At 47.8% G+C, this 22928-nt stretch carries 21 protein-coding genes; 8 read left to right on the top strand and 13 right to left on the bottom strand.

Features of this window, described 5'->3' with window-relative positions:
* Positions 1-4: 4 nt before the first annotated feature.
* Positions 5-1474, bottom strand: coding sequence for an IMP dehydrogenase (gene guaB, locus KGF88_RS00685; protein WP_110076102.1), 1470 nt, complete (start codon positions 1472-1474; stop codon positions 5-7).
* Positions 1475-1571: 97 nt separating this feature from the next.
* Between guaB and xseA the strand changes: the two genes are divergently transcribed.
* Entirely contained in the window at positions 1572-2900 is a 1329-nt protein-coding gene (xseA, locus tag KGF88_RS00680; protein WP_153826183.1) for an exodeoxyribonuclease VII large subunit, read from the top strand.
* Here the strand turns inward: xseA and KGF88_RS00675 are convergent.
* The 9 genes from KGF88_RS00675 to KGF88_RS00635 form a co-directional block, all read right to left on the bottom strand.
* Positions 2897-3832: an AEC family transporter gene (locus tag KGF88_RS00675; RefSeq protein WP_228759469.1), complete on the bottom strand. Its 936-nt coding sequence runs from the start codon at positions 3830-3832 to the stop codon at positions 2897-2899. The genes xseA and KGF88_RS00675 overlap by 4 nt on opposite strands.
* A 49-nt stretch (positions 3833-3881) precedes the next feature.
* Complete coding sequence (locus KGF88_RS00670; RefSeq protein ID WP_153826184.1) at positions 3882-4838, bottom strand: porin; 957 nt, start codon at positions 4836-4838, stop codon at positions 3882-3884.
* Between the two features lie 121 nt (positions 4839-4959).
* Positions 4960-6228: a tetratricopeptide repeat protein gene (locus tag KGF88_RS00665; protein WP_153826185.1), complete on the bottom strand. Its 1269-nt coding sequence runs from the start codon at positions 6226-6228 to the stop codon at positions 4960-4962.
* A gap of 26 nt (positions 6229-6254) precedes the next feature.
* Positions 6255-6863, bottom strand: coding sequence for an energy transducer TonB (locus KGF88_RS00660; protein WP_110075797.1), 609 nt, complete (start codon positions 6861-6863; stop codon positions 6255-6257).
* Positions 6864-6865: 2 nt separating this feature from the next.
* Entirely contained in the window at positions 6866-7273 is a 408-nt protein-coding gene (locus KGF88_RS00655; RefSeq protein WP_110075798.1) for an ExbD/TolR family protein, read from the bottom strand.
* A 12-nt stretch (positions 7274-7285) separates the two neighbouring features.
* The gene (locus KGF88_RS00650) at positions 7286-7807 is read right to left on the bottom strand and encodes a MotA/TolQ/ExbB proton channel family protein (RefSeq protein WP_153826222.1); all 522 of its coding nucleotides are present in this window, start codon (positions 7805-7807) and stop codon (positions 7286-7288) included.
* An 8-nt stretch (positions 7808-7815) separates the two neighbouring features.
* A complete protein-coding gene (locus tag KGF88_RS00645) occupies positions 7816-9183 on the bottom strand; it encodes a MotA/TolQ/ExbB proton channel family protein (protein ID WP_153826186.1) in 1368 nt (455 codons plus the stop codon).
* Positions 9184-9186: 3 nt separating this feature from the next.
* Complete coding sequence (locus KGF88_RS00640) at positions 9187-9960, bottom strand: DUF3450 domain-containing protein (protein ID WP_153826187.1); 774 nt, start codon at positions 9958-9960, stop codon at positions 9187-9189.
* Between the two features lie 80 nt (positions 9961-10040).
* Positions 10041-11303 (bottom strand): mechanosensitive ion channel family protein, encoded by a 1263-nt coding sequence (locus KGF88_RS00635; protein WP_110075802.1) that lies wholly within the window; start codon positions 11301-11303, stop codon positions 10041-10043.
* Between the two features lie 183 nt (positions 11304-11486).
* Here KGF88_RS00635 and KGF88_RS00630 point away from each other — a divergent pair, with 183 nt between their 5' ends.
* Genes KGF88_RS00630 through KGF88_RS00620 form a run of 3 tightly spaced genes read left to right on the top strand, consistent with a single transcriptional unit; the run spans position 11487 to position 15833 of the window.
* Positions 11487-13229 (top strand): sensor histidine kinase, encoded by a 1743-nt coding sequence (locus KGF88_RS00630; protein ID WP_153826188.1) that lies wholly within the window; start codon positions 11487-11489, stop codon positions 13227-13229.
* A gap of 23 nt (positions 13230-13252) precedes the next feature.
* Positions 13253-14137, top strand: a complete 885-nt coding sequence (gene rdgC, locus KGF88_RS00625) for a recombination-associated protein RdgC (protein ID WP_110075804.1) — start codon at positions 13253-13255, stop codon at positions 14135-14137.
* Between the two features lie 19 nt (positions 14138-14156).
* Entirely contained in the window at positions 14157-15833 is a 1677-nt protein-coding gene (locus KGF88_RS00620) for a dipeptidyl-peptidase 3 family protein (RefSeq protein ID WP_110075805.1), read from the top strand.
* Here the strand turns inward: KGF88_RS00620 and KGF88_RS00615 are convergent.
* Entirely contained in the window at positions 15830-16531 is a 702-nt protein-coding gene (locus KGF88_RS00615) for a tRNA1(Val) (adenine(37)-N6)-methyltransferase (protein WP_162014552.1), read from the bottom strand. The two genes, KGF88_RS00620 and KGF88_RS00615, sit on opposite strands and share 4 nt — an antisense overlap.
* A gap of 94 nt (positions 16532-16625) precedes the next feature.
* Here KGF88_RS00615 and srmB point away from each other — a divergent pair, with 94 nt between their 5' ends.
* A complete protein-coding gene (gene srmB / locus KGF88_RS00610; protein ID WP_110075807.1) occupies positions 16626-17840 on the top strand; it encodes an ATP-dependent RNA helicase SrmB in 1215 nt (404 codons plus the stop codon).
* A 41-nt stretch (positions 17841-17881) separates the two neighbouring features.
* Here srmB and KGF88_RS00605 read toward each other — a convergent pair whose 3' ends face one another.
* The gene (locus tag KGF88_RS00605; RefSeq protein WP_228759470.1) at positions 17882-18253 is read right to left on the bottom strand and encodes a VanZ family protein; all 372 of its coding nucleotides are present in this window, start codon (positions 18251-18253) and stop codon (positions 17882-17884) included.
* 19 nt (positions 18254-18272) lie between these two features.
* Positions 18273-19763, bottom strand: coding sequence for a tRNA uracil 4-sulfurtransferase ThiI (thiI, locus tag KGF88_RS00600; protein WP_153826189.1), 1491 nt, complete (start codon positions 19761-19763; stop codon positions 18273-18275).
* Between the two features lie 116 nt (positions 19764-19879).
* Here thiI and KGF88_RS00595 point away from each other — a divergent pair, with 116 nt between their 5' ends.
* The 3 genes from KGF88_RS00595 to dxs are packed head-to-tail and all read left to right on the top strand — an operon-like array spanning position 19880 to position 22924.
* Positions 19880-20113: an exodeoxyribonuclease VII small subunit gene (locus KGF88_RS00595; RefSeq protein ID WP_110075809.1), complete on the top strand. Its 234-nt coding sequence runs from the start codon at positions 19880-19882 to the stop codon at positions 20111-20113.
* Entirely contained in the window at positions 20110-20997 is an 888-nt protein-coding gene (gene ispA / locus KGF88_RS00590) for a (2E,6E)-farnesyl diphosphate synthase (RefSeq protein WP_162014553.1), read from the top strand. Before KGF88_RS00595 ends, ispA begins: the two co-directional genes overlap by 4 nt.
* A gap of 4 nt (positions 20998-21001) precedes the next feature.
* Complete coding sequence (gene dxs / locus KGF88_RS00585; protein ID WP_153826190.1) at positions 21002-22924, top strand: 1-deoxy-D-xylulose-5-phosphate synthase; 1923 nt, start codon at positions 21002-21004, stop codon at positions 22922-22924.
* Positions 22925-22928: the final 4 nt, after the last annotated feature.

Below are 22928 nucleotides of genomic sequence, written 5' to 3'. Positions count from 1 at the left end.
TTGCTTATCCCATCCGGTAGTTAGGTGCTTCTTTGGTGATTTGCACATCGTGCACATGGGATTCACCCATACCCGCCGCTGTTACTTTGACAAACTGCGGTTTGGTGCGCATTTCTTTCATGGTGGCACAGCCGGTTAAGCCCATGGCTGAACGTAAACCGCCCATTTGTTGATGAATAATAGTGGCAATCGGCCCCTTGTACGCAACGCGGCCTTCAATCCCTTCAGGCACCAGTTTTTCTGCTTCGTTCGTTGCTTGAAAGTAACGATCCGACGAGCCGTGACGCTGATTCATAGCACCAATACTGCCCATGCCACGATAGGATTTGTAATAGCGGCCTTGATAAAGCTCTACTTCACCAGGTGACTCTTCAGTACCCGCCAACATACTGCCAACCATCACGCAATCAGCTCCAGCAGCGATAGCTTTAGCAATATCTCCAGAGAAGCGAATCCCGCCATCAGCAATAACCGGAATGTTGGTTCCTTTAAGTGCGTCTACGGCGTCTGAAATAGCCGTAATTTGCGGCACACCGCAACCGGTAACAATGCGCGTGGTACAGATAGAGCCAGGACCAATCCCAACTTTTACCGCATCTACCCCGGCATCAGCCAAGGCTTTCGCCCCAGCACCCGTTGCCACGTTACCTGCGATGATTTGCAAGTCTGGGTAAGTTTTGCGTGCCCACATCACTCGGTCAATAACCCCTTGTGAATGGCCATGAGAGGTATCAATCAACAGTACATCTACCCCGGCTTCAACCAATGCCGCTACGCGTTCTTCTGTACCTGGCCCCACACCTACCGCAGCACCCACTCGTAACCGCCCTAAATCGTCTTTACAGGCGTTAGGCTTGTTTTCAGCTTTGGTGAAATCTTTCAAGGTAATCATGCCAAGCATATGAAAGTCGTCGTTTACGACCAAGATTTTTTCTACGCGGTGTTGATGCATCAAACCTAAGATTTCATCACTGCCAGCATTTTCTTTCACGGTAATTAATTTGTCTTTAGGGGTCATGATGCTGCTAACTAAGCGGCTATCATCTTTTTCAGCGCGAGTATCTCGACCGGTGATAATACCTACTAGCTCACCACTTTCTGCAACCACAGGAAATCCATGAAAGCCATGCTCGATGGCTAGCGCTCTGATTTCACCTAAAGTAGTGTCGGGAGTAACTGTTACTGGGTCTGAAACCACACCGCTTTCGTATTTTTTAACTTTACGGACATGTGCGGCTTGCTCAGCAATGGTCATATTTTTGTGGATAAAGCCTAGCCCGCCTTCTTGCGCTAGAGCAATGGCTAATGCTGCTTCGGTTACCGTATCCATGGCCGCTGACACAAGGGGAATATTCAATTCAATCGAGCGCGTTAAACGCGTGCGCAAATCGGCTGTATGGGGTAAAACGGTGGAGTGTCCTGGGACGAGTAGAACGTCGTCAAAGGTAAGAGCTTCTTGGGCAATTCGTAGCATGGCAACATCTCACTGGCTGACTTAATGTTGCGTGCAGATTTTACTCGCAAAGCGCTTTTCAGTAAACTGATTTCTCAACTTTCCAGTGGGTTTTATCATGCAGCAGTCGCACATCTTTACCGTACATGGCCTTAATAGCGAAGTTCGGCAAGTATTAGAGCAGGGCTTTGGCTCGGTTTGGCTGGTTGGCGAAATTTCAAACTTTGCCGCTCCTGGCTCTGGCCATTGGTATTTCACCTTAAAAGATGAACGTGCGCAAATTAAAGCAGCGATGTTTCGCAATGCTAATCAACGGGTACGGATACAGCCGCAACAAGGCATGCAGGTTTTAGTACGGGCCAAATTGACCGTGTATGAACCGCGCGGCGATTATCAGCTGATCATAGAACATATGGAAGACGCTGGGGCCGGCTTACTGCAGCAACAATACGAACAACTTAAAGCCAAACTCCAAGCAGCTGGCTTGTTCGATCCTCAAACCAAGCAAGCACTGCCGCCCCGCATTAATAGGGTAGGCGTGATCACCTCCCCCACAGGAGCGGCCGTGCGCGATATTTTAGCCGTAATGAAACGCCGCGACCCAGCGGTAGAGGTGATCATCTACCCTGCTAGCGTACAAGGCCAAAGTGCTCCGCAAGAGCTGCTACAGATGTTGCAACGGGCAATCGCACGGAACGAGGTTGATGTACTCATTGTGAGTCGCGGTGGTGGCTCCTTAGAAGATTTATGGTGTTTTAATAACGAACAACTGGCTCATGCGTTGTTTGCCTGCCCGATTCCGACCATTGCGGCAATCGGGCATGAAGTCGACTTTACTATTGCTGATTTTGTCGCCGACGTACGCGCAGCTACACCATCGGCAGCGGCTGAGTTAGTAACCCGTGATCAGCGCGAAACCATGCAAGTAATTACTCACTTAGAGCATCGTTTAGCCCGCGTTTGGCAGGCCCAAATGACGAGTTGGCAACACCAGCAACGGTATTTACAGCAACGTTTACAGCAACAACACCCCCAACGTCAGCTACAGCAAAATAGTCAACGCTTAGATGAACTCAGCAATCGTGCCCAATCTGCCCTGCTGCGGCAATCTAAATTGCATCAGCAACATCAACAACAACTGCAACAACGTTTGCTAGCAGCTCATCCAAAACGGTTACTGGCGCCTGCGCAATTACAATTGCAACAATTGCAGCAGCGCCAACAAACCGCCATGCGCAGCGTGCTAAAACAAGCCCATCTGCGACTACAAAGCACCATTCAAACACTGCAAGTGGTTAGCCCTTTAGAGACTATTGCGCGTGGTTATGCGGTGCTGCAGAACGACCAAGGCCAAGTGATTCGTGACCCGGCTGAGCTTGCTCCACAACAGGTGTTTAACGTCCGTGTCGCCAAAGGTGAGTTTAAGGCCACCAAAGTTGGAGACTAAATTGATTGAGCCAGCCATTGCAGCAGATAAAACCAGAGTGGCAAGCTGATAAAACACAGCAATACTCCGTAGCCCACCACTGCGGCTGATAAGGTCGGCGCTAAGCCGGCCATAATAGCCAGCGCGCCGGCTGAAATCATCGCCGGCATGGCTGCTTCCATGATGGTGACCTGAACCGCCAGTTGCTGCAAATCAAACGCCCACAAAGCTAATAAGGCAATCATTGGAGTAAGCACTAACTTTATACCTAAAGCCCAGTACAATGGCCCTCGATCTTCTTGTGGCAATCTGAATTTCAGCTGAAAACCAACCGCTACCATGATTACTGGCACCAAGGTAATGGCGAGCGAATCAATAAAACTACTCACTACTTCTGGATAACTAAAGGGCCTTAGAGCAAAGGCTGCAACAAGCGCAACAAAAGGCGGGAATTTGGCGATTTTCATCAATAATTGTGCCAAGGAAGGTCGCTGTGCTGCTTGCCCCTCATCATGAGCATAGACCGCAGCTATAATGGTGGCATAAATGGAGAGAATAAAGAATGACCCTAGTTGGTCATAAAGCAGTGCGTATGGGATCCCCTCGGGGCCAAAAAAAGCCTCAATCATAGGAAACCCAACAAACGAGGTATTGCCAAGCGGGATGACAATTAACATAGCACCCAAGGTATTGCGTGACCACTTAAACAACTTACCTAACCACATTATAAGTGGCACCGTTAGTACTAATAACAGCCACGGCATAATGGCTGGGTAAAGCAGCTCTTTGCCAAAGGTTAGGCTAGGGATTTTCTGCAACACCACGGCAGGTAGTGCCACATAAATCACGTAGGCATTAAGAATTTGACCGGTATTTTGTGGAAATTGCCGACTACGCTGTAGCAGTAGACCAATGACTACGTAGCCGGCGATAAAGATAAAGTTCGCCATCATCTGCATCTGTTGGAATTGATGGCATTAGTTTACCTTGCTTTGCTGCTAGTTAAAACTTGTGCTCGATACCAATCGCCAGGTATCGTTGCTGTGCATCGATATTATCGAGATCACGGCCGGTATACCAAGCGTAAACTGTGGTGTTGTCGCCGAGTTTATAGTCAGCGCCAGCGGCAATGGCTGATTTTTCACCATCGTCAAAATCCATCATTTGATATTGGAATTTAAAACTGAAATTCTGCCACGGCTGAATCACATTCGCGACCCACCCATCGGCTTGACCAGTACCATCGACATTTTCTTGATCTTGCCACAACAGACCAAGCTGAGTATCGCCTACTTTGGTCATCCCCATGGCACGCACGATATCGCGTCCATTAACACTATCGTCTACGGCAATGGCTGCATGAAACTGGGTTTGTTTCAGTTTTTTATCGCCATAAGCCAAGCTTAGCGAGATGCCATCGTCAACGAAGTCATCTTCAGCAAACACATAGCTTGCCGCTACCTGAAACTGATTAAACTTAGGCGAGAAATAACTTAACGTGTTTTTAGTGCGGTTTTTACCTGCAAATATATGTTTCATGTCTGCGGCATAGTTAGAAAAGGGATCAAAGCCACTTTGTACCAACTTCAACGCCGTATCGCGACGCCCCACAGTAAACTCACCAAAGTTACCTTTGAGCCCGATAAACTGGTTTCGCGCCTTAATATTGTCATCACCACCTAAATCGGCAACGTCGACTTCCCATTCTAATTGATAAATGACCTCAAGGTCGCCATCTAACTGAGCGCCGCCTTTAATGCCAAAACGGGACGCATTAGAGATAATTTCAGTATCACTGGGAGTGCCATCATCAAGATCGTTGCTTTGTAGGGATACATTGATTTTTCCATAAAAATCAAAAGTAACAGGCTCATCCTGAGCTTGCGCAAGAGGATGAATTAGCATTGCAGTTAATGCTAGAGAAGGAAAGATAACGTTTGCTTTAGCACCGATTGCCATAACTTAGCTCGCCAGTTTAGTGATGATTCACACAAGATATATAGCATATCTTCGACCTGGAGAGCTATGTTATGTCAGCTTTATGACAGTTTCATTACCGTATGTCAGTTTTATGAAATAATCATGACCGATTTATTTCAGCTAACCGCTGCGCTTGTTCAAGTTCAGCTTCTGCATAACGTTGCCATTGGCTTGCGGTGCGCCGTGATTGCTCAAATTCTTTAGCACGTGCAAAAGCTTGCAACGCCGCATTGTAATTTTCCTGATTAAGTTCAGCCATCCCTATCACAAGGTGCATGGTGCCAGGTTGTTGCAGATTTCCCTTGGTTAGCGCAGCTTGCGCCGCAGCAATCGCTGCTTGATGACGCTCGGCATTGAGCAGCACAGTGGCACGTTGAGCATCTAATTCACCGTCGTCGCTAAGCTCAGCTGCCGCAGCTAAGGCCTCTACCGCTTTGTCAGTTTCACGCGCTGCTACCCAAGCTTGCGCCAACATTTTCAAATTGCGTAGGTTGCGCTCAACCTTCTGGTCTGCTAACGCTTGCTCTAACACTCGACCCGATTTATAGGGTAAATCACTGAAGAAATAAGTTTGTGCCAGGTTCAATAAGTCGGTGCCTTTCACTAAGAAGCCCTGTTGATAGGCTGCTTCTAACATCGCCAGTTGCTTGGCTTCTTCGCCTAGCTGACCATAAACTCCAGCTAGCTGAACCCAATATTCCGGCTTATTATACCAGCGCACCATCTGCTCTAAGACCTTGGCCACCTGGTCTGTTTGCTTCAACTCAAAATAAATGGCGCGTTGTAACACCAACCAGTTTTCGTCAGGTATCACAGACTTAGCAACGGCTCCGTCTATCGCCTGAGTGATAGGCATTAAAGCCGCCGCATAATCGCCCGCCTGATAAAGCGCTTGGGCTTTTAACACAAAAGCTTTGCTATGCTGATCAACCGGCACCAACTGCTGCCAGCGCTCTAGATAGCCTAAACTTTGCTGATAGTTACCTTGCCCCAGTGCCAACTGCGCCAAGCTATAAAGGGTATTTTGCTCGAGCGCTAGCGGCAGTGCTTCTTCATCAACAACTTTGGCAAAATAGACGATAGCTTGATCGATATTATCCTGGCCATAATGCATGTAGGCATAAAAATTCCACAACATGGCACGTTCATAGCTGTTCATGCTGCTTAGTTTTTGCTCCACCGCTTGCAATACTTGCAAACCTGCTGGAACATCACCTGCATCTGCGAGTTCTTGGGCACGGGCAAGTTGACTATAGACCTGTTCTCTTAGCGCAGGTGTTTTCTTACGCTCTTGAGCCCAGGCCGCTTGATTACTTACTGCGGCTAACAGCACCGTGGCAATAATGGCTACTTTTAATAATTTACCCATAATAACTATCCTCACCATGCCCTTAGTTATCGGTCAATCGCAAACGTTAGGCGGTTTTGCACCCCAGCAACTTCCACTGCTTCGCCATTAACGACTCGGGGTTTGTATTTAAATTTCAGCACTGCATCTAAAGCAGCTTGATCAAAAATACTTTCAGGACTGGCTTCAACCACATAAGGGTCGCGCACCGTGCCTTGTTTGGTGACAGTAAATTCCACCACCACGTAGCCTTCAATCCCTCGTTGCAAAGCCCGGCGTGGATACACAGCTTGTACTTTAACTATCGGTAAGTACTCACCATCGCTGGTATCTAAGCCAATACCGCCCGACAAGCCGGTATCAGCTTGAATATCTGTCGAGAAATCCATCGCGCCGGCGCTGCTATCCATATCGCTACTAGATAATTGCGGCTGAGGCATATCCGGTGGTGGTTGCTCTGGCTCTGGTGGTCGTTTGGGCTTACGTTCTTTCTGTTCCACCACTTCGTCAGGTTTGACGCGGACAAAGTCCAACACACTGCCTTTAGGTGGTTCGCTCATGGCTCCCTCACCACCGGCAATGAGTGACTGCATCAGATAAAACAAGCCCGCAGTTACCGCCAACGCCACCAACAATGCTGCGAAAAATCTAAGCATAACTATTCTTCTTGGGTTGCAATTGAAACATCAAAAACACCAGCAGCACGAGCTGCATCCATCACCTTGATCAAGGTTTCAGTAGTAGCTTTTTTGTCAGCTTGAATCACCACCGAACCTTGCGGATTTTCAGCATATAAACGCTCAATGTTAGCTTGCACAGCACGTGCATCTACCTGGCGCTTGTTAATCCAAATTTCACCGCTATCACTGATAGCTACCAGAATATTAGCGCGGTCTTTTTGCACCGCTGTGGCTGCTTCCGGGCGGTTCACATCAATCCCTGACTCTTTTACAAAGCTGGCAGTCACAATAAAGAAAATCAGCATAATAAAGACCACGTCCAACATCGGGGTCATATCAATCTGCGCTTCTTCTTCATCCATCAAATTAGCAAAATGTTGTTTCATCAGAAATTACCTTTAGTGGTGTTCCAGCAAGAGTCGGTCTTCAAGCTTTAAACGTTCGCGTTTTGCCGTGCGTTGAAGCCAGGTGGTCGCAAAAACCCCAGACAGTGCCCCAACCATGCCTGCCATGGTAGGTATGGTTGCTTTCGATACCCCAGCGGCCATCGACCTTGCATTGCCGGTGCCAGCCACTGCCATCACATCAAAAACTTCAATCATGCCGGTCACAGTACCCATCAAGCCCAATAGCGGACACAGGGCCACCATGGCTTGTAACACGGCAAGATTGCCTCCTAGCGCCAGCGATACTCGAGAAATCATCGCTTGCCGTATTTGTTCCGCATTCCAAGACGACTTATCACTTCGTTGTTGCCAGTTTTGCACCGCCTGTTTAACTTGCTGACGATGGCCTTTGCTGTAGTAAAAGATCCGTTCCAGAATCATCAACCACATCACAAAAATCAGGACCCCGATAACCAGCAACACTTGGCCGCCGGTCTCGATAAAGTCTTGGATTGCACTATAGAACTCAACCATAAACATGATTACTGGCCTCGCTCAGAACGCTCCGCAATAATGCCTGACGCCTGCTCTTGTAATACGTGCACAATGTTGCGGCTACGGGTGTTAAGGGTGGCAAATAATAGCGTCATCGGAATTGCCACAACTAAGCCCAATACGGTGGTAACCAAGGCTTGCGAAATACCGCCCGCCATCAGTTTCGGGTCGCCGGTGCCAAACAAGGTAATGGCTTGGAAAGTATTAATCATACCGGTTACCGTACCTAGTAAGCCCATTAAAGGCGCGACCACTGAAATAATCTTGATAAAGGTTAGGTTGCGCGAGATTTTCGGAATTTCGCGTAAAATCGCTTCGCTGAGTTTGAGCTCTAAGGTCTCAGTATCAACATCAGGGTATTTCTGCTGTACCGCCATCACGCGGCCCAACGGATTATCTTGTTGCGGTGCCGACTGCTTTAACTGACGTTTAACTTTGCCGCCAACCAGGGTTAAGGTAACGAAGCGCTCCAGCGCAATTAGTAGGCCAATTGCACCTAGCGCCAAAATGATATAGCCCACAGTGCCGCCCTGATCGATACGTTCTTGTAAATCAGGGGCTTGGACTAACAGCCCAAGAATAGCTCCGCCGGTAGGATCTAAACCAAAGGTAACTGGGTTTTGTTGCGCTTGCTGCAACTGTTCCGCACTTGATAAATAGCGCGCTGCCGGCTGACGAACTAGTTCTGCGACTGTGTCAGTGCCCGGCACAAGCTCTAGGTATTTGCCATCAGCAACCATGTTGAAAGCGCCCACCCGAACTACCGGCTTCACCACTTTCTCACCATTGGCTAAGGTGACACTGGTTTCAAACTGACTCACCTTACCGGTTTCAGTCATTTCTTGTAGTAAAGCTAACCAAACCGATTCAATTTCTTCGATAGATGCTAACTTAGATGCTGATCCCATTTTTTGCGCTAAATCGGCTAATTGATCACTGCGCCCTGGATATTCAACGGACACATAAGAGGATTGCAATTTACTGCTGGCATCGCCGGCAACCTGCTGTAACACCCCGAACAGCTCTCGCAATGACCCCATCCGCTGAGTAAGGGTATCGGTTAGATTGGCTAACGCGACTTCGTTTTGTTCAAAGTTGGTTTCTAATTGCTCACTTAAACGTTCAAGTTGATCTCGTTTCGCTATGGCTTCTCGCAAGATTTGTGCTTGCTGATCTGCCTGTGCTTGAAAACGCGCTTCGCGTTCTTGGTTTTCTTTTGACTGCGAGAACTGTCCTTGCTGCAACTGCTGCAACAACTGGTCTAAGTTAATCGGCTCTTGTGGGCTAACGATTGGAGCCGCCGCTAACGATGTTGATAACAATAGCGCTACGGCGCCAAGCAAATGTTTCATCATGGCTTATTCTCCCGCCGCTAATTCAGAGGTAAAAATAGGAAGCATCAGTAAGTCTGGGGCTAGCTGTTTACGCGCAATACGTAAGGCTTCTTGCACGGCACTTTGATGGCTTGAATCAAGCGGTTGCCACTGGCGTTGCTGTTGATTCCATAAACCTAACGAACTGCCATCACGAGTTTTGTAGATCAGTGCGGTGCGACCGATACGCAAAAATTCAACGTCTTGCACCTGTCCAGCTACGTCCATTTCACCATTGTAGGCTTCAATATTACGGCCGTAATCTGCTTCAATTTGGTAGGCTTCCATCACCCGTCGAAATTTCTCAGAAACATCCACGTCAGCGCGGTCCATCAAATCACGCAAGCCAGCCACCCGTTCAGCTCGCTCGGTAGGTAAAAATGGCACATCAAGCTCAACAAAAGCAGCTAAGGCATCAATCATGCGTAACATCAACGGAGTAATTTGTCGTTCAACCACGCTTACTTCATCAATAGAAGCATTCAGCTCAGCTTGTTCGTTCTGTTGCGCTCGCAATTGCTTTTCCAACTGCATGGTATAAACCTCTAGTCCCTCTATTTGGCGACTAATCTGCTTATACTGAGCCATACGCTCTTGCGTGGTATCAGCAATCTTTTCGATGGTAAGTTGAGAATTTTTAGCGGCTGAGTTAATGGCATTAGCAGCATCAACAACCGGCTCGAGAGATTTATCTTGGGCAATTGCAGGTACAGCGAGGAGAGCTGCTGCAATCACCGAAAGACCAAAGGAAAGTTTCATAACAGTACCTTGCGCATGTCAGGATTGATGGGCGCAAGATACTGCAAAAATATGACAGCTTAGTGACTCTAATATGTCACTTATGTTTCAGTGTGACGGTTTTGTTTAAGTTGCGTGACCATTTCGCGCATATCCACCCCACTAGGATGTTGAAATACCCGTAAGCCAAATTCAGGCAGGATCGAAATCAAATGGTCAAAAATATCGGACTGAATGCCTTCATAAGCAACCCATTCGGTGGTTGCTGTAAAACAATAGACTTCTAACGGTAAGCCATCTGCGGTTGGATTGAGTTGGCGCACCATTAGCGTCATCTGTTGATGAATACGCGGGTGATTCTTCAAATAGTTTAAGCAATAGGCTCGAAAGGTACCTATGTTACTAATGCGGCGGGTGTTGACCGGCTCTTTGCCTTCTTCTTTGAGCTTTTGGTTCCACTCATCAATCTCTTGCTGTTTATTGGCAAGGTAGTCTTTCAAGAGACGGAAGCGGCGCAGCCCCTGTAACTCATCTTTTGTTAAAAAGTGCACGCTGTTTTGATCCAACATCAAACTACGCTTAACGCGCCGCCCACCGGATTCTTGCATGCCACGCCAGTTTTTAAAGGGATCCGAAATAAAGCGCTTGGTAGGAATAGTCGATATGGTTTTATCCCAGTTCTGAACCTTAACCGTATGCAAAGCGATGTCAATCACATCACCATCGACATTCAAGTTAGGCATTTCTACCCAGTCACCGACGCGAATGATGTCGTTTGAAGAAATTTGTACGCTTGCCACCAGTGACAGCAAGGTATCCTGAAACACCAACATCAATACCGCGGCCATGGCGCCTAAGCCCGATAGCAAGATCACTGGGGATTTATCAATCAACGCTGCTATCACTAAAATAGTGGCAATGGCATAAATAGCTATCGTAACAACCTGCAAATACCCTTTGATGGGGCGTTCGTGTGCATCCGGTTGGCGCTCATACAGCGTATTAATCACATTGAGTACGCCACTAATGGCACGCGCTATAGTCAATACAATAAAGGCTTTGCTGACATTACTGACGACTATGGCGGCCGCCTCAGGTAATCCCGGCACCGAAAAGATACCGTAAGACAACACCAACGCTGGCACCACATGCGAAATACGCGCAATCACATTTCGCTCTAACAACTCCCTATCTTTGCCGGCGGGAGTATAACTCATCACGGTAAGCACACCGCGTAACAGTACTTTTTTGACAATAAAATTAGCTAACCAGGCACCGATTAAAAGCAAGCTCAACTTCACTAACGTATCCATGTCTGGATGCTCCGTTAGCCAAGTTTGTATCTGCTCTAAATATTTCTCCATGGTGGAACCTTCCTGTCTGGTTAGTTGATATTGATAGTATTCCGCAAAGCACACAGACTAGCAAGCCAACCCCCGGCTGTAACTGTAAACTGAGTGCAAAAAGCTAGGTCCGTAGGGGTCACTTAGGATTGCGAAACCAACCCAGATCATTTACCTTGAAGGAAAGCATTCTCGGAACCCTGCATGTCAACATCAAGTATTTCAAAATCACTGTTAACCAGCGTCTTGTCTGTGTACTTTGTACTGACATTGCTGGTCACCTCTATCCAAGTGGTGGGTGAATATTTTGATACTAAGTCGGTGTTAATCCAAGAATTACAGAATCAGCAGAGCACCTTTAGTTATCCCTTGGCACGCTCCTTGTGGGAATATAACTCGCCACAAATTGATGCCATTGCTGACGGCCTTATCAATATTCCAGCCATTGCGGGCCTAATTATTCGTGACGACACTGGCAAAGTGGTGATTGAGCTCGGCCAAACCATCCCTATCTCACAATTGCCAAATGGCCCTACTGAAGCCTTTGAACTGAATGAACGCGATGGCGTCTTTGGCTATTTTTCTACCCTAGTTTTTGAATTTTCTGGCGATTCAACGCTGGTCGGTGATGTAACTTTGTTTTCAACGCGCGACATTGCCATCGAACGTATCAAAGTCAGCTTGTACTTTATTATTGGCAGTGCCTTGATTAAGAGTACTTTTCTGATCTTACTGTTCAGCTTAGCTTTTAGCCGCATGCTCAACCGCCCTATGGCAGATTTAATCGATCAAATTAAAAACTTCCGCCTGGATGACCTCGAGCATTCAAAAGTTCACCTACGTGATCAACGCAACACTGAGTTTGTTTTATTAGAGCAAGCCTATAATCAACTCATTGATACCCTTTACGATTATCAAGAGGGTCTACAGCAAACCGAACAGCAACTGTTGCAAGCAAACAAGAAGCTAGACGAGCAAAACAATATTCTAGAGCAAGAAGTCGCCCGCAAAACCAGCAACATTACGCGTATTGTGATTGATTTAGAGCGACGCAAACATGAACTTGAGACCCGCCAAGATTCTTTGGAAAACGAAATTCGTCAACGTCAAGCGGTCGAGTCTGAGTTACGAAAAACCAATCAGCGTCTACAAACATCATTAAGCGCTCTAGAACGAGCCCAAGATCAACTGTTAGAATCTGAAAAAATGGCTTCGTTAGGAGGCTTGGTGGCGGGTATCACACACGATGTGAATACCCCCATTGGGGTGTCGGTAACAGCTGCTACCTTAATTCGCGATCGCTTGCTAGATACCGAGCAAGCGTTGCACAATCGTGAACTCACGCAAACACAACTAGAAACCTTCTTGGCGCAAGGTAAAGAAGCATTGAACGTGGTTGAACGCAACTTAGCCCGAGCTTCTGACTTGATTTCTAGCTTCAAACAGGTCGCCGTAGATCAAACCTCTGAAGCCACTCGTGATATAAATATTAAAGCGTATCTAACTGATGTGATACAGGCCTTACAGCCACAATTACGTCATACCGAGCACAGGATCAGCGTTTCTTGCCCAGAACATTTAGAAGCGCGCTGCCCCGCCGGAGCTCTGGCGCAGATCTTTACTAATTTAATCATGAACTCAGTTATTCATGGCTTTGAGGCCAAACCCAAAGGAAACATAGACATTACTATTGCCCGCAGCCAAGATCGCTTGCATGTTATCTACCAAGATAACGGTAAGGGCCTTGATCAGCAGCAGTTAAAACAATTGTTCGACCCCTTCTTTACCACCAAGCAAAAGCAAGGTGGTAGTGGGTTAGGAACGCACATTGTGCGCAATTTAGTAACCCAAACGTTAGCCGGTGAGATTCGTGCTGAAAGCGCTCCTAACCAAGGCTTACGCTACGTTATTGAGTTTCCGCTGACGTTTCTTGACCCCACCGAGTAACCTAATACATACAAGGATCTATTATGTGGTTCCGTAACTTACGGATTTATACCTTAGGCGATGATTTTAGCCTTCCTGACAACCTTGACGAGCGTCTGCAGCAGCATCCATTTCGTGCTTGCGGCCGCCAAGAGCTCGCCAGTTTCGGCTGGACCTCCCCCTTTGGCACCGCGCATGAGGTGCTATCGCACCAAATTGGCAACAGCTATCTCTTTTGTGCCCGCAAAGAAGAAAAAGTGCTACCCAGCGCAGTTATTCAGGCCCAACTAGAAGAAGCTTTAGAGCACATTGAAGCAGAACAAGGCCGTAAAGTTGTCGGCAAAGAAAAACAGAATCTCAAAGAAGACATTACTCAACGCTTGTTACCTCAAGCCTTTAGCCGTTTTCGCAATACTTGGGGGATGTTGGATACCGACTTAGGGATTGTGGTGGTAGATGCTTCAGCAGCCAACAAAGCAGAAGATTTCCTTGGCTTGCTGCGCAGTAGCTTAGGTAGCTTACCGGTAAAACCTTGGTTTTGTGAACAGCCAACGGAGCTCTACTTTACCGAATGGTTAAAGCAAGCTGAAATTGCACCCGGCTTTACTTTCGGCGCTGAAGTTGAGCTGCGTGATAGCGACGATGGTATTGTGCGTTACCGTCAACACGAACTAACCGGAACTGAAATCGAGACCCATTTGGCACATGGTAAACAAGCCACTAAAATAGCGCTAGAATGGCAACAGCGGGTCAACTTTGTGTTGGAACAAGATCTAGCAATCAAACGTTTTAAACCTACCGACCTGATGTTGGATGAACAAGATAAACTGGTAGATGCCACTGCAGAGCAGAAGATTGACGCAGACTTTGCGCTATTAAGTGGCGAAATTAAAGCGTTATTCCCGCAGTTAGTCGGTTTATTTAAATAACATATATCAAGGACCAGTCATGAAACCAATCACCCTTGCTCTGTCTAGCTTAGCCCTTGCCACCAGCCTAGCTTTGGCCGGCTGCAGCGAGCCAGCGCCAGTAAAAAAAGCCAATAGTGACCAGGTTACCGCTAGCCTAGTAAGCGGCGCCGAGCAGCGTTTAGATATTTATTACCCGATGGACCTCTCCGCGGATTTGAGTCATTTAACCGACCGCCAACGTCATATGGTGGAACTGCTTATTGAAGCATCTGAGATCATGGATGACTTATTTTGGCAACAAGCCTACGCCGGTGATAAGGACCAATTACTAAGCCAATTGGATGACAGCAAGGTCAAACGTTTTACTGAAATCAACTATGGCCCCTGGGATAGATTAAATAACGACCAACCTTTTCTAACTGGGTATGCGGATAAACCTGCTGGAGCTAACTTTTATCCTGCCGACATGACGAAAGCCGAATTTGAGGCGGCGGACTTCGCTGGCAAGATAGACCTATACACGCTGATTCGTCGCGATGCTGCAGGTAAACTCTATGCGCTACCTTACCATGAAGCGTACCGCGATCAGTTAACGCAAGCCGCTGAACTGCTGCGCGAAGCGGCTGAATTTGCCCAAGACCCTCAGTTTAAGCAATACCTAGAAATGCGCGCCGACGCTTTTTTAAGTAACGAGTATCAAGCCTCTGATTTTGCTTGGATGGATATGACCGAGAACATGGTTGATGTGGTTATCGGCCCTATCGAGAGCTACGAAGATCAACTGTACGGCTATCGTGCTGCGTTTGAGTCATATGTACTGATCAAAGACTTAGCTTGGAGTGAGCGTTTAGCCATTTACGCTCAGCATTTGCCAGAATTACAACGTAATCTCCCCGTACCAGCTGCTTATAAAGCTGAAGTACCCGGCGCAGGTGCGCAACTGAATGCCTATGACGTGGTGTATTATGCCGGTCATTCTAATGCCGGTAGCAAAACCATCGCGATTAACTTACCGAACGATGAGCAAGTTCAGTTAGAAAAAGGCACCCGGCGGTTACAACTAAAAAATGCAATGCGCGCCAAGTTTGACGCCATTTTGGTTCCTATTGCTGAGCAGTTGATTGTGCCAGAGCAACGCCAACACATCACGTTTGATGCGTTTTTTGCCAACACCATGTTCCACGAGGTGGCACACGGACTAGGGATTAAGAACCTAGTTAATGCTTCGGGTACTGTTCGTGAAGCACTGAAAGAGCATGCATCAGCGCTCGAAGAAGGCAAAGCCGATATTCTTGGTTTGTATATGGTCACTCAGTTGCTTGAAGCTGGTGTGATTACGGAAGGGGCCCTCGAGGATTATTACACCACTTTCCTAGCGGGTATTTTCCGTTCGGTTCGCTTTGGTGCTTCGAGTGCTCATGGTAAAGCCAATATGATTCGCTTCAATTACTTTGAGCAAGCCGGTGCCTTTAGCCGTAATGCCGATGGTTTGTATTCGGTCAATATGGATGCCATGCGCAGCGCCATGAACAGCCTTTCAGAGAAAATTCTGACCTTGCAAGGTGATGGCGATTACGCAGGGGTGGGTGAGTTATTTGACACCATGGGTAACGTAGGCCCGCAATTACAAGCTGATTTAGACCGGCTGGCTGCTGCTGCCATTCCAGTAGATATCACCTTTAATCAAGGTAATCATGTGCTTGGCTTGAATTAGTTCAAGTAAAATGCACCGGTGAGTTGTTTAAACTCATCGGTGTATTGATTGGTTTGATTACGAATACAAAGCTGCTGTGGCGGGGGTAAGCCCCTTTGGTTCCCCCGCTGCAATTCAATCAACAGCAAGCGTGCCGGCTTATTCGGCGTTGCTTGAACTTCACAATAACGGCTCACCTGCAGTTGCACCGCGCTAGCTGCCGTTAGAATAGCCGACCAGGCTAGCACTGGGGCAATGAAGCTGACTCGCCCCGTTGCCGTTAGTACGTGGCTCGCCGCCTGTAACCAATCTGACCAAACCGCTCCTTGCCCTTGGCGCGCCAAGCGTCGCTGTTGATCATCACTAGCCAAGTGAGCTGCAAAATAAGGTGGATTAAAAATCACATGAGCAAATTGTGCCGGCAGCTTGCTAGCATCATCTTGTTCAATAGCTACGGCATAGCTAGCGTGATGAGCACACCAGTTCACCACCTCGGCCTGCTCTACTTGCACGACTTGCGGCCATGGGCTAGCTGCCACGTTGGCTTGTGCTTGCGCTGCAGCAGCAGCATCTAGTTCTAGTGCCACCACAGGTGCAGCCCCTCGTTGCGCCATCATCAACGCCAAAATACCGCAGCCACAGCCAAGATCTAAGGTGGCTTCATGGGGCTGAACGACAGCCCAAGATCCTAGTAAAAGACTATCAGTGCTAACTTTCATCGCACAGTGATCATCTTTGAGGTAAAATTGTCGGCATTGAAAACTCATTTGTCTTTTTGACTCCGCGCTAAGGCGCTTTGCACAGGATAGGATCATGACACCCGATTGGGAACAACTCGAACTCGATGACGAACTCATCGATGTGCTGCGTGCCGCAGACATTAACAAGCCTGCAAAAGTACAGCAAGCAGTTATTCCAGCCGCCTTACGTGGTCAAGACTTACTCGTAAGTTCGCCTACGGGCACCGGCAAAACCCTTGCATTTTTGCTGCCGGCTTTGCAACATCTCCTGGATTTTCCACGCCGTAAGCCGGGCTCGGCGCGAGTGCTTATTTTAGCGCCCACTCGTGAGCTAGCTCAACAAATTGCCGAGCAAGCCGATGCATTTAATGAAACCACAGAGCTCAGCACCGTATTAATTACTGGCGGCGTCAATTACGGTAGTCAACATGCCCAACTCGAAGCTAACCATGACATTTTAGTAGCAACACCTGGGCGTTTACTTGATCTTATTGGGGCTGACCAATACGAACTCGATAACGTGGAGTGGCTGATTATTGATGAAGCCGACCGGATGTTGGACATGGGCTTCAGTACTGCAGTGAAGCAGTTGGTTAACGAAGCGCGTCAACTACAACAAACCATGTTGTTTTCAGCCACTCTTGAAAGCCCAGGAGTGACCAAGTTCTCTGCGGAAATTCAAAAAGAGCCGGAGCTCTTAACCATTGAGCCGCCCAAACGCGAAAAAGGTAAAATTCTACAGCGCTGGTATCAAGCCGATGATGCGGCACATAAACTTAAACTGCTGGTTCGTATTTTAGAAACGACACCGGGGCGGCGGGTGATTTTTGTGCGTACTCGTGAAAAAGTAGAAGAGCTAGCCGGTAAGCTACAGCAACAAGGTTTTAAAGTGATGACCCTGCGTGGCGACATGCCTCAAGATGCACGCCAGCAGATTATTGCACGCATGGAAACCTACAACGACAGTATTTTGATAGCGACTGATGTAGCTGCTCGTGGTCTTGATATTGAAGATATCGAGTTGGTAGTTAACTTAGATTTACCCAAACAAGCCGATGTATACCTGCATCGGATTGGTCGTACCGGTCGTGCCGGTAAGAGCGGTTTAGCTATCGCTATTGTTGAGGCTCATGATGCTGATTTACTAGGTAGGATTGAGCGCTATCAGAAAGTGAAGATGGAACGGCGGGTGTTTGACGATCTGCGCCCTCAGTTTAAGTTTCCGATGCCAGGTAAGAGCAAGAAGAAGAAGGCCAAGAAGAAAGCCGCTGCAACGAAGAAGAAATAATTAACAAGCCCTTAACCACCAAGTTAAGGGCTTTTTTTATGCTAAGAACTAACTTGTTTGTTGCGCTTGCGTTTGCGCTCAAAACGCCACCAAAATAAGCCGTAATAGCTAACAGCTCCGGCCGCATCAGCTAATAAATCGCCAGCACTGGCACTACGATAAGGCAACAGGTGTTGCGCCCACTCAATGGCTAACCCGTACAGCGTAAGGACCACTAAGGCGGCACCAATAGGAATAGGAAAAGCACGATGAAAGGTCAGTGCTAACACAAAAAATGCAGCAAAGTGCACGACTTTATCGGCATGTTCAAAGCGCGGTATTCCGCCCGTTGATACCTGCATCAAAAAAGCCATCGACAAAGCAATTAAGACCATCATAAAGACAATTCTGGCCACCACTAATTTTGTTGTCATGCATCCTATCCTTAGACTCTTAAGGTTTATAAATAGCTACGTTTTGGTAGCCTTGCTCCTGTAAATAAAGTGCCTGTAGCTGACTCATTACGCCTTTCTCACAGTACAGCAAATAGGTGATATCCGGATCAAGCTCAGCAAATTTAGTCGCTAACTTAAAAAACGGAATATGTCGTACAGTGATACTGGCATCCGTCGCCACAAAAGGTTTCAACTCAGCTTCATCGGCGGCACGAATATCGATGATCTCACACTGCCCAGCGGCTGCTACGGTTAAGCTCGCAACTGCGGTCACTGCTGCCGCAGCTTGCTCGCCAATGGTGCTCACATCAAGCACTCCCGACTGGCGCACTACCTGCTGAATCAACTCGGGGTTGAGCTCGGCTTCTGCCGCTACTAATGCATCGCGCTGTGCTTTCACTGTCGGCTTGTTAGAAATCACACCACAATATTCTGGCATACTTTTGGCAAAATCGGCGGTACCAATTTGTTGCGCAATGTTAATGATTTCTTGTTTGTCCATGGTAATCAATGGGCGCAACACCAACTTCTGGGTCGCCTCATCAATGACACTTAAGTTACTCAGCGTTTGGCTAGAAACTTGCCCTAAAGCTTCACCGGTAACAATAGCCGCAGTATTGAGTTTATCTGCGACCAGCTCAGCTGCACGTAACATTTGGCGTTTAAGCACTACCCCCATCAAGCCGTTGTCGACCTTGGTTAAAATTTCCTCTACCACAGGCGCAAAATCGATGCTGATAAATTTTAATGGATGAGAGCTGGCGTATTTTTGCCACAGGTAATAGGCCGTTTGTCGTACCCCAGTTTCATGCTGAGCGCCACCAAGATTAAAAAAGCAAAAATGGACCCGTGCACCGCGCCGTAATAATTGAAAACTGGCGACACTAGAATCAAAGCCCCCTGATAACAAACTTAATACGGTTTCTTGGGTGGGTAACGGAAAGCCGCCTAAGCCAGCTTGTTTAGTACCAAAAATCCGTACGATATCTTGGTCTACTTCAATCCGCACATCAATGTCAGGCCGACCTAAATTGACCTTGGTACCAGCCACCTGTTGTAATACGGCGCCACCGATGTAACGTTCTAAATCGATCGAACGAAAGCTATGAGTGCCCTTGCGCTTAACTCGCACCGCAAAGCTCTTGTGCGCTAATTCCTGCCCCCAAACTTGCAACACGGTTGGCACCATGGCGGCAAAATCAGCCTGTCCGTCTGCTTCACTAAGAGGTAGCTCGTACGAGCGACTAAACCAGGCAATTCCTGGCACACATTGCAGCAGCTGACTCATGTGCTCGGCCACAGCCTGTTCATCGGCTACGCCTTCGGCCACCACAATTTCGATACGATCCCAACACCAAATCACTTTGGCGTCTAGTTGATTACGGCGCAAGATGCTTTTCAGGTTATTTACCAGAACTTTGCCATAGCGCTTACGAACGCCTTTACTTTTGATGGTGATTTCAGCGTGCAGTCGAACAATAAATTTCATGATATTTTTGGGGGCCTAAGCTTAAAAATCGGGCATTATACCTGATTTGACCCTACTGCGGAATCAAGGTAACTTGTGCGCCATACTTCTATCACCAGCAACAGCGATGAATCACCATGAGCGACGTTTCATTTGAGCAAGCGATAAAACAATTAGAACAAATAGTTGTGCAACTTGAGCAAGGCGATTTGCCTCTAGAACAAGCCTTAGCGCAGTTTGAGCAAGCGGTAAAATTATCCCGTTTAAGCCAACAAAAATTACAGCAAGCCGAACAGAAAGTGAGTCAACTACTTGCCCAACAAGGTCAGGAGCAATTAGCTGAATTCAAACCGCAAGAGGATAATGTGTGAACCTTAGCCAAGTGTTAGCACAAACACGGGCTGATATTAATCAGCAACTCGAACAGTTGTTACAACAACGCCAAGCGGTTGCGGCACCATTAAATGAAGCGATGCACTATGCTTTGGTGCTAGGTGGCAAGCGGGTACGACCTTTCTTGACCTTACAGGTGGGAGCCCTCTGCGGGGCGCCAATGGCGATGCTACAACGAGCCAGTTTAGCTATTGAATGCATCCATGCCTATTCATTAGTACACGATGATTTACCGGCGATGGACGATGATGCCCTGCGCCGTGGCCATCCTACCTGCCATATTGCGTTTGATGAAGCTACCGCAATTTTAGCCGGTGATGCCCTGCAAACCTTAGCTTTTGAGCTCATTAGTGAGGCTGATGCAGCAGTAACGCCAGCCCAACAATTACAAATGGTACAGATGCTTGCGCAGGCTAGTGGCGACTTAGGTATGTGCGGTGGTCAAGCGCTCGATTTAAGTGCTACCGGTAAAGCCCTCAGCGAAACCGAATTAGCTCAGGTTCACATTCATAAAACGGGTGCATTGATTCAAGCAGCGGTAAAACTGGGGGTGCTGTGTGGCAGCCCTGCCGCACAGCACTATTTGGCCGATTTTGACGAATTCGCCTATAACCTCGGCTTAGCTTTTCAGGTTCAGGATGATATTTTAGACGTGATTGGTGATACCGCCGCGCTAGGTAAACAGCAAGGTAGTGATGTAGCTGCAGATAAAGCGACTTATGTCCGCCTGTTGGGTCTAGAGGGTGCGATTGAACGACGTGACCAACTGCATCAGAAAGCACTTCATGCCTTGGCGAGAATCCCTTACAATACCGAAGTATTGGAAGCATTTGCAGATCACCTGCTAAACCGGAATCATTAACATCATGACGTCTTCACGTAAGCCAGCATCACCTAATGCACCAGCAGCTAGCCAGCGCGCTGGGGCTGCTAGTTTGTTAGATCACATCGACACGCCTGCCGATTTAAGGCTATTAAGCCCGCGGCAACTGCCACAAGTGTGTGCTGAGGTACGTGAATACCTGCTTAACTCAGTGAGTCAAAGTAGCGGCCATTTAGCGTCAGGGTTAGGCACGGTAGAACTGACAGTAGCCTTGCACTATGTCTATCAAACGCCCTACGACCAATTGGTCTGGGATGTTGGTCATCAAGCCTATCCGCACAAAATTCTGACCGGCCGCAAACAGCAATTGCCGACCATTCGCCAAAAAGACGGTTTGCATCCCTTCCCGTGGCGTCCTGAAAGTGAATACGACACTTTAAGTGTCGGGCACTCTAGTACTTCTATTAGTGCGGCCTTAGGCATGGCGATTGCAGCTCAGCGCGAGCAGAATAATCAAAAAGTGGTGGCGGTTATTGGTGACGGCGCCATGACTGCCGGTATGGCTTTTGAAGCCATGAATCATGCTGGTGATATCAAACCTGATATGCTGGTGATTCTGAATGACAACGACATGTCTATTTCAGAAAACGTGGGTGCGCTGAATAATCACTTAGCACGAGTGCTTTCGGGTAAGGTGTATACCTCTATTCGTGAAAGCGGTAAAAAGCTTCTGCAAGGCATGCCTGGCATTCAGCATCTTGCCAGCCGAGCCGAAGAACATATGAAAGGCATGGTCGCACCCGGCACGATTTTTGAAGAATTAGGGTTTAACTACATTGGGCCTATTGATGGTCACGATGTTAACTTACTGGTAGAAACCCTACAGAATATGCGCAACCTTAAGGGGCCACAGTTTTTGCATGTGGTAACTCGTAAAGGCAAAGGTTATGCGCCGGCCGAGAAAGATCCTATTGGCTATCATGGCGTGCCTAAGTTTGACCCGAGTCAAACCTCTTTACCGAGCAAGCCAGCCTCAACTCCATCGTATTCACAAGTTTTTGGCGATTGGCTGTGCGAAATGGCCGCACAGGATGACAAGCTGATGGCGGTCACTCCCGCGATGCGCGAAGGTTCAGGCATGGTTGCCTTTTCTCAACGTTATCCACATCAGTATTTTGATGTAGCCATTGCCGAGCAACACGCGGTGACCTTTGCTGCGGGGTTAGCTATCGGTGGTTACAATCCGGTAGTAGCTATTTACTCAACCTTCTTACAGCGTGCCTACGACCAACTTATTCATGACGTTGCCCTGCAACAGTTACCGGTATTATTTGCTATCGATAGAGCCGGCATTGTTGGTGCTGACGGCCCTACTCACCAAGGAGCTTTTGACATCAGCTTTATGCGTTGTATTCCTAACTTGGTGATCATGACCCCAAGTGACGAAAATGAATGCCGTAATATGCTGTATACCGGCCATTTACTGCAACAACCAGCCGCTGTACGTTATCCCCGCGGCAATGGTACTGGCGTTGCCATGGACGAGAGCATGCAGCAGTTACCTCTGGGTAAAGGCAGAATTGTTCGTTCTGGAAAACGCATTGCCTTGTTGAATTTTGGCACCTTATTAGCCGAAGTCATGACCTGTGCTGAGGAGTTAGATGCAACGGTTGCTGACATGCGCTTTGTCAAACCACTAGACACCGAGCTGCTTGATGAGTTAGCCGCCAGCCATGATCTTTTAGTGAGTGTCGAAGAGAACGTCGTGGCCGGTGGTGCCGGTTCAGCCATCCTTGAATACTTTGCCGCGCAGCCCGTGAGTAGCAACCAACAGCGTGCACAAGTATTACCAATAGGCTTACCAGATGAGTTTATTAAGCATGGTACGCAAGCTGAAATCGTGGCCGAATTAGGCTTAGATGCAGCTGGTATGATGGCTCAAATCAAACGCTGTTTAGGTGACTAATTAG

The organism is Idiomarina loihiensis (genome assembly GCF_024584785.1).
Classification (GTDB): Bacteria; Pseudomonadota; Gammaproteobacteria; order Enterobacterales; family Alteromonadaceae; genus Pseudidiomarina; species Pseudidiomarina fusca.
The sequence above is the reverse complement of the archived record's forward strand: the minus strand, read 5'-3'. Positions and strand labels throughout refer to the sequence as shown.

Bases quoted from the DNA above. Each gene is read 5' to 3' on its own strand.
- KGF88_RS00670 (WP_153826184.1), bottom strand. From the start codon at position 4,838: ATGGCAATCGGTGCTAAAGCAAACGTTATCTTTCCTTCTCTAGCATTA.
- rdgC (WP_110075804.1), top strand. From the start codon at position 13,253: ATGTGGTTCCGTAACTTACGGATTTATACCTTAGGCGATGATTTTAGC.
- KGF88_RS00640 (WP_153826187.1), bottom strand. From the start codon at position 9,960: ATGAAACTTTCCTTTGGTCTTTCGGTGATTGCAGCAGCTCTCCTCGCT.
- xseA (WP_153826183.1), top strand. From the start codon at position 1,572: ATGCAGCAGTCGCACATCTTTACCGTACATGGCCTTAATAGCGAAGTT.
- KGF88_RS00605 (WP_228759470.1), bottom strand. From the start codon at position 18,253: ATGACAACAAAATTAGTGGTGGCCAGAATTGTCTTTATGATGGTCTTA.
- thiI (WP_153826189.1), bottom strand. From the start codon at position 19,763: ATGAAATTTATTGTTCGACTGCACGCTGAAATCACCATCAAAAGTAAA.
- KGF88_RS00655 (WP_110075798.1), bottom strand. From the start codon at position 7,273: ATGAAACAACATTTTGCTAATTTGATGGATGAAGAAGAAGCGCAGATT.
- KGF88_RS00620 (WP_110075805.1), top strand. From the start codon at position 14,157: ATGAAACCAATCACCCTTGCTCTGTCTAGCTTAGCCCTTGCCACCAGC.
- KGF88_RS00595 (WP_110075809.1), top strand. From the start codon at position 19,880: ATGAGCGACGTTTCATTTGAGCAAGCGATAAAACAATTAGAACAAATA.
- KGF88_RS00615 (WP_162014552.1), bottom strand. From the start codon at position 16,531: ATGAAAGTTAGCACTGATAGTCTTTTACTAGGATCTTGGGCTGTCGTT.
- KGF88_RS00645 (WP_153826186.1), bottom strand. From the start codon at position 9,183: ATGATGAAACATTTGCTTGGCGCCGTAGCGCTATTGTTATCAACATCG.
- guaB (WP_110076102.1), bottom strand. From the start codon at position 1,474: ATGCTACGAATTGCCCAAGAAGCTCTTACCTTTGACGACGTTCTACTC.
- dxs (WP_153826190.1), top strand. From the start codon at position 21,002: ATGACGTCTTCACGTAAGCCAGCATCACCTAATGCACCAGCAGCTAGC.
- srmB (WP_110075807.1), top strand. From the start codon at position 16,626: ATGACACCCGATTGGGAACAACTCGAACTCGATGACGAACTCATCGAT.
- KGF88_RS00660 (WP_110075797.1), bottom strand. From the start codon at position 6,863: ATGCTTAGATTTTTCGCAGCATTGTTGGTGGCGTTGGCGGTAACTGCG.
- KGF88_RS00665 (WP_153826185.1), bottom strand. From the start codon at position 6,228: ATGGGTAAATTATTAAAAGTAGCCATTATTGCCACGGTGCTGTTAGCC.
- KGF88_RS00635 (WP_110075802.1), bottom strand. From the start codon at position 11,303: ATGGAGAAATATTTAGAGCAGATACAAACTTGGCTAACGGAGCATCCA.
- KGF88_RS00675 (WP_228759469.1), bottom strand. From the start codon at position 3,832: ATGATGGCGAACTTTATCTTTATCGCCGGCTACGTAGTCATTGGTCTA.
- KGF88_RS00650 (WP_153826222.1), bottom strand. From the start codon at position 7,807: ATGGTTGAGTTCTATAGTGCAATCCAAGACTTTATCGAGACCGGCGGC.
- KGF88_RS00630 (WP_153826188.1), top strand. From the start codon at position 11,487: ATGTCAACATCAAGTATTTCAAAATCACTGTTAACCAGCGTCTTGTCT.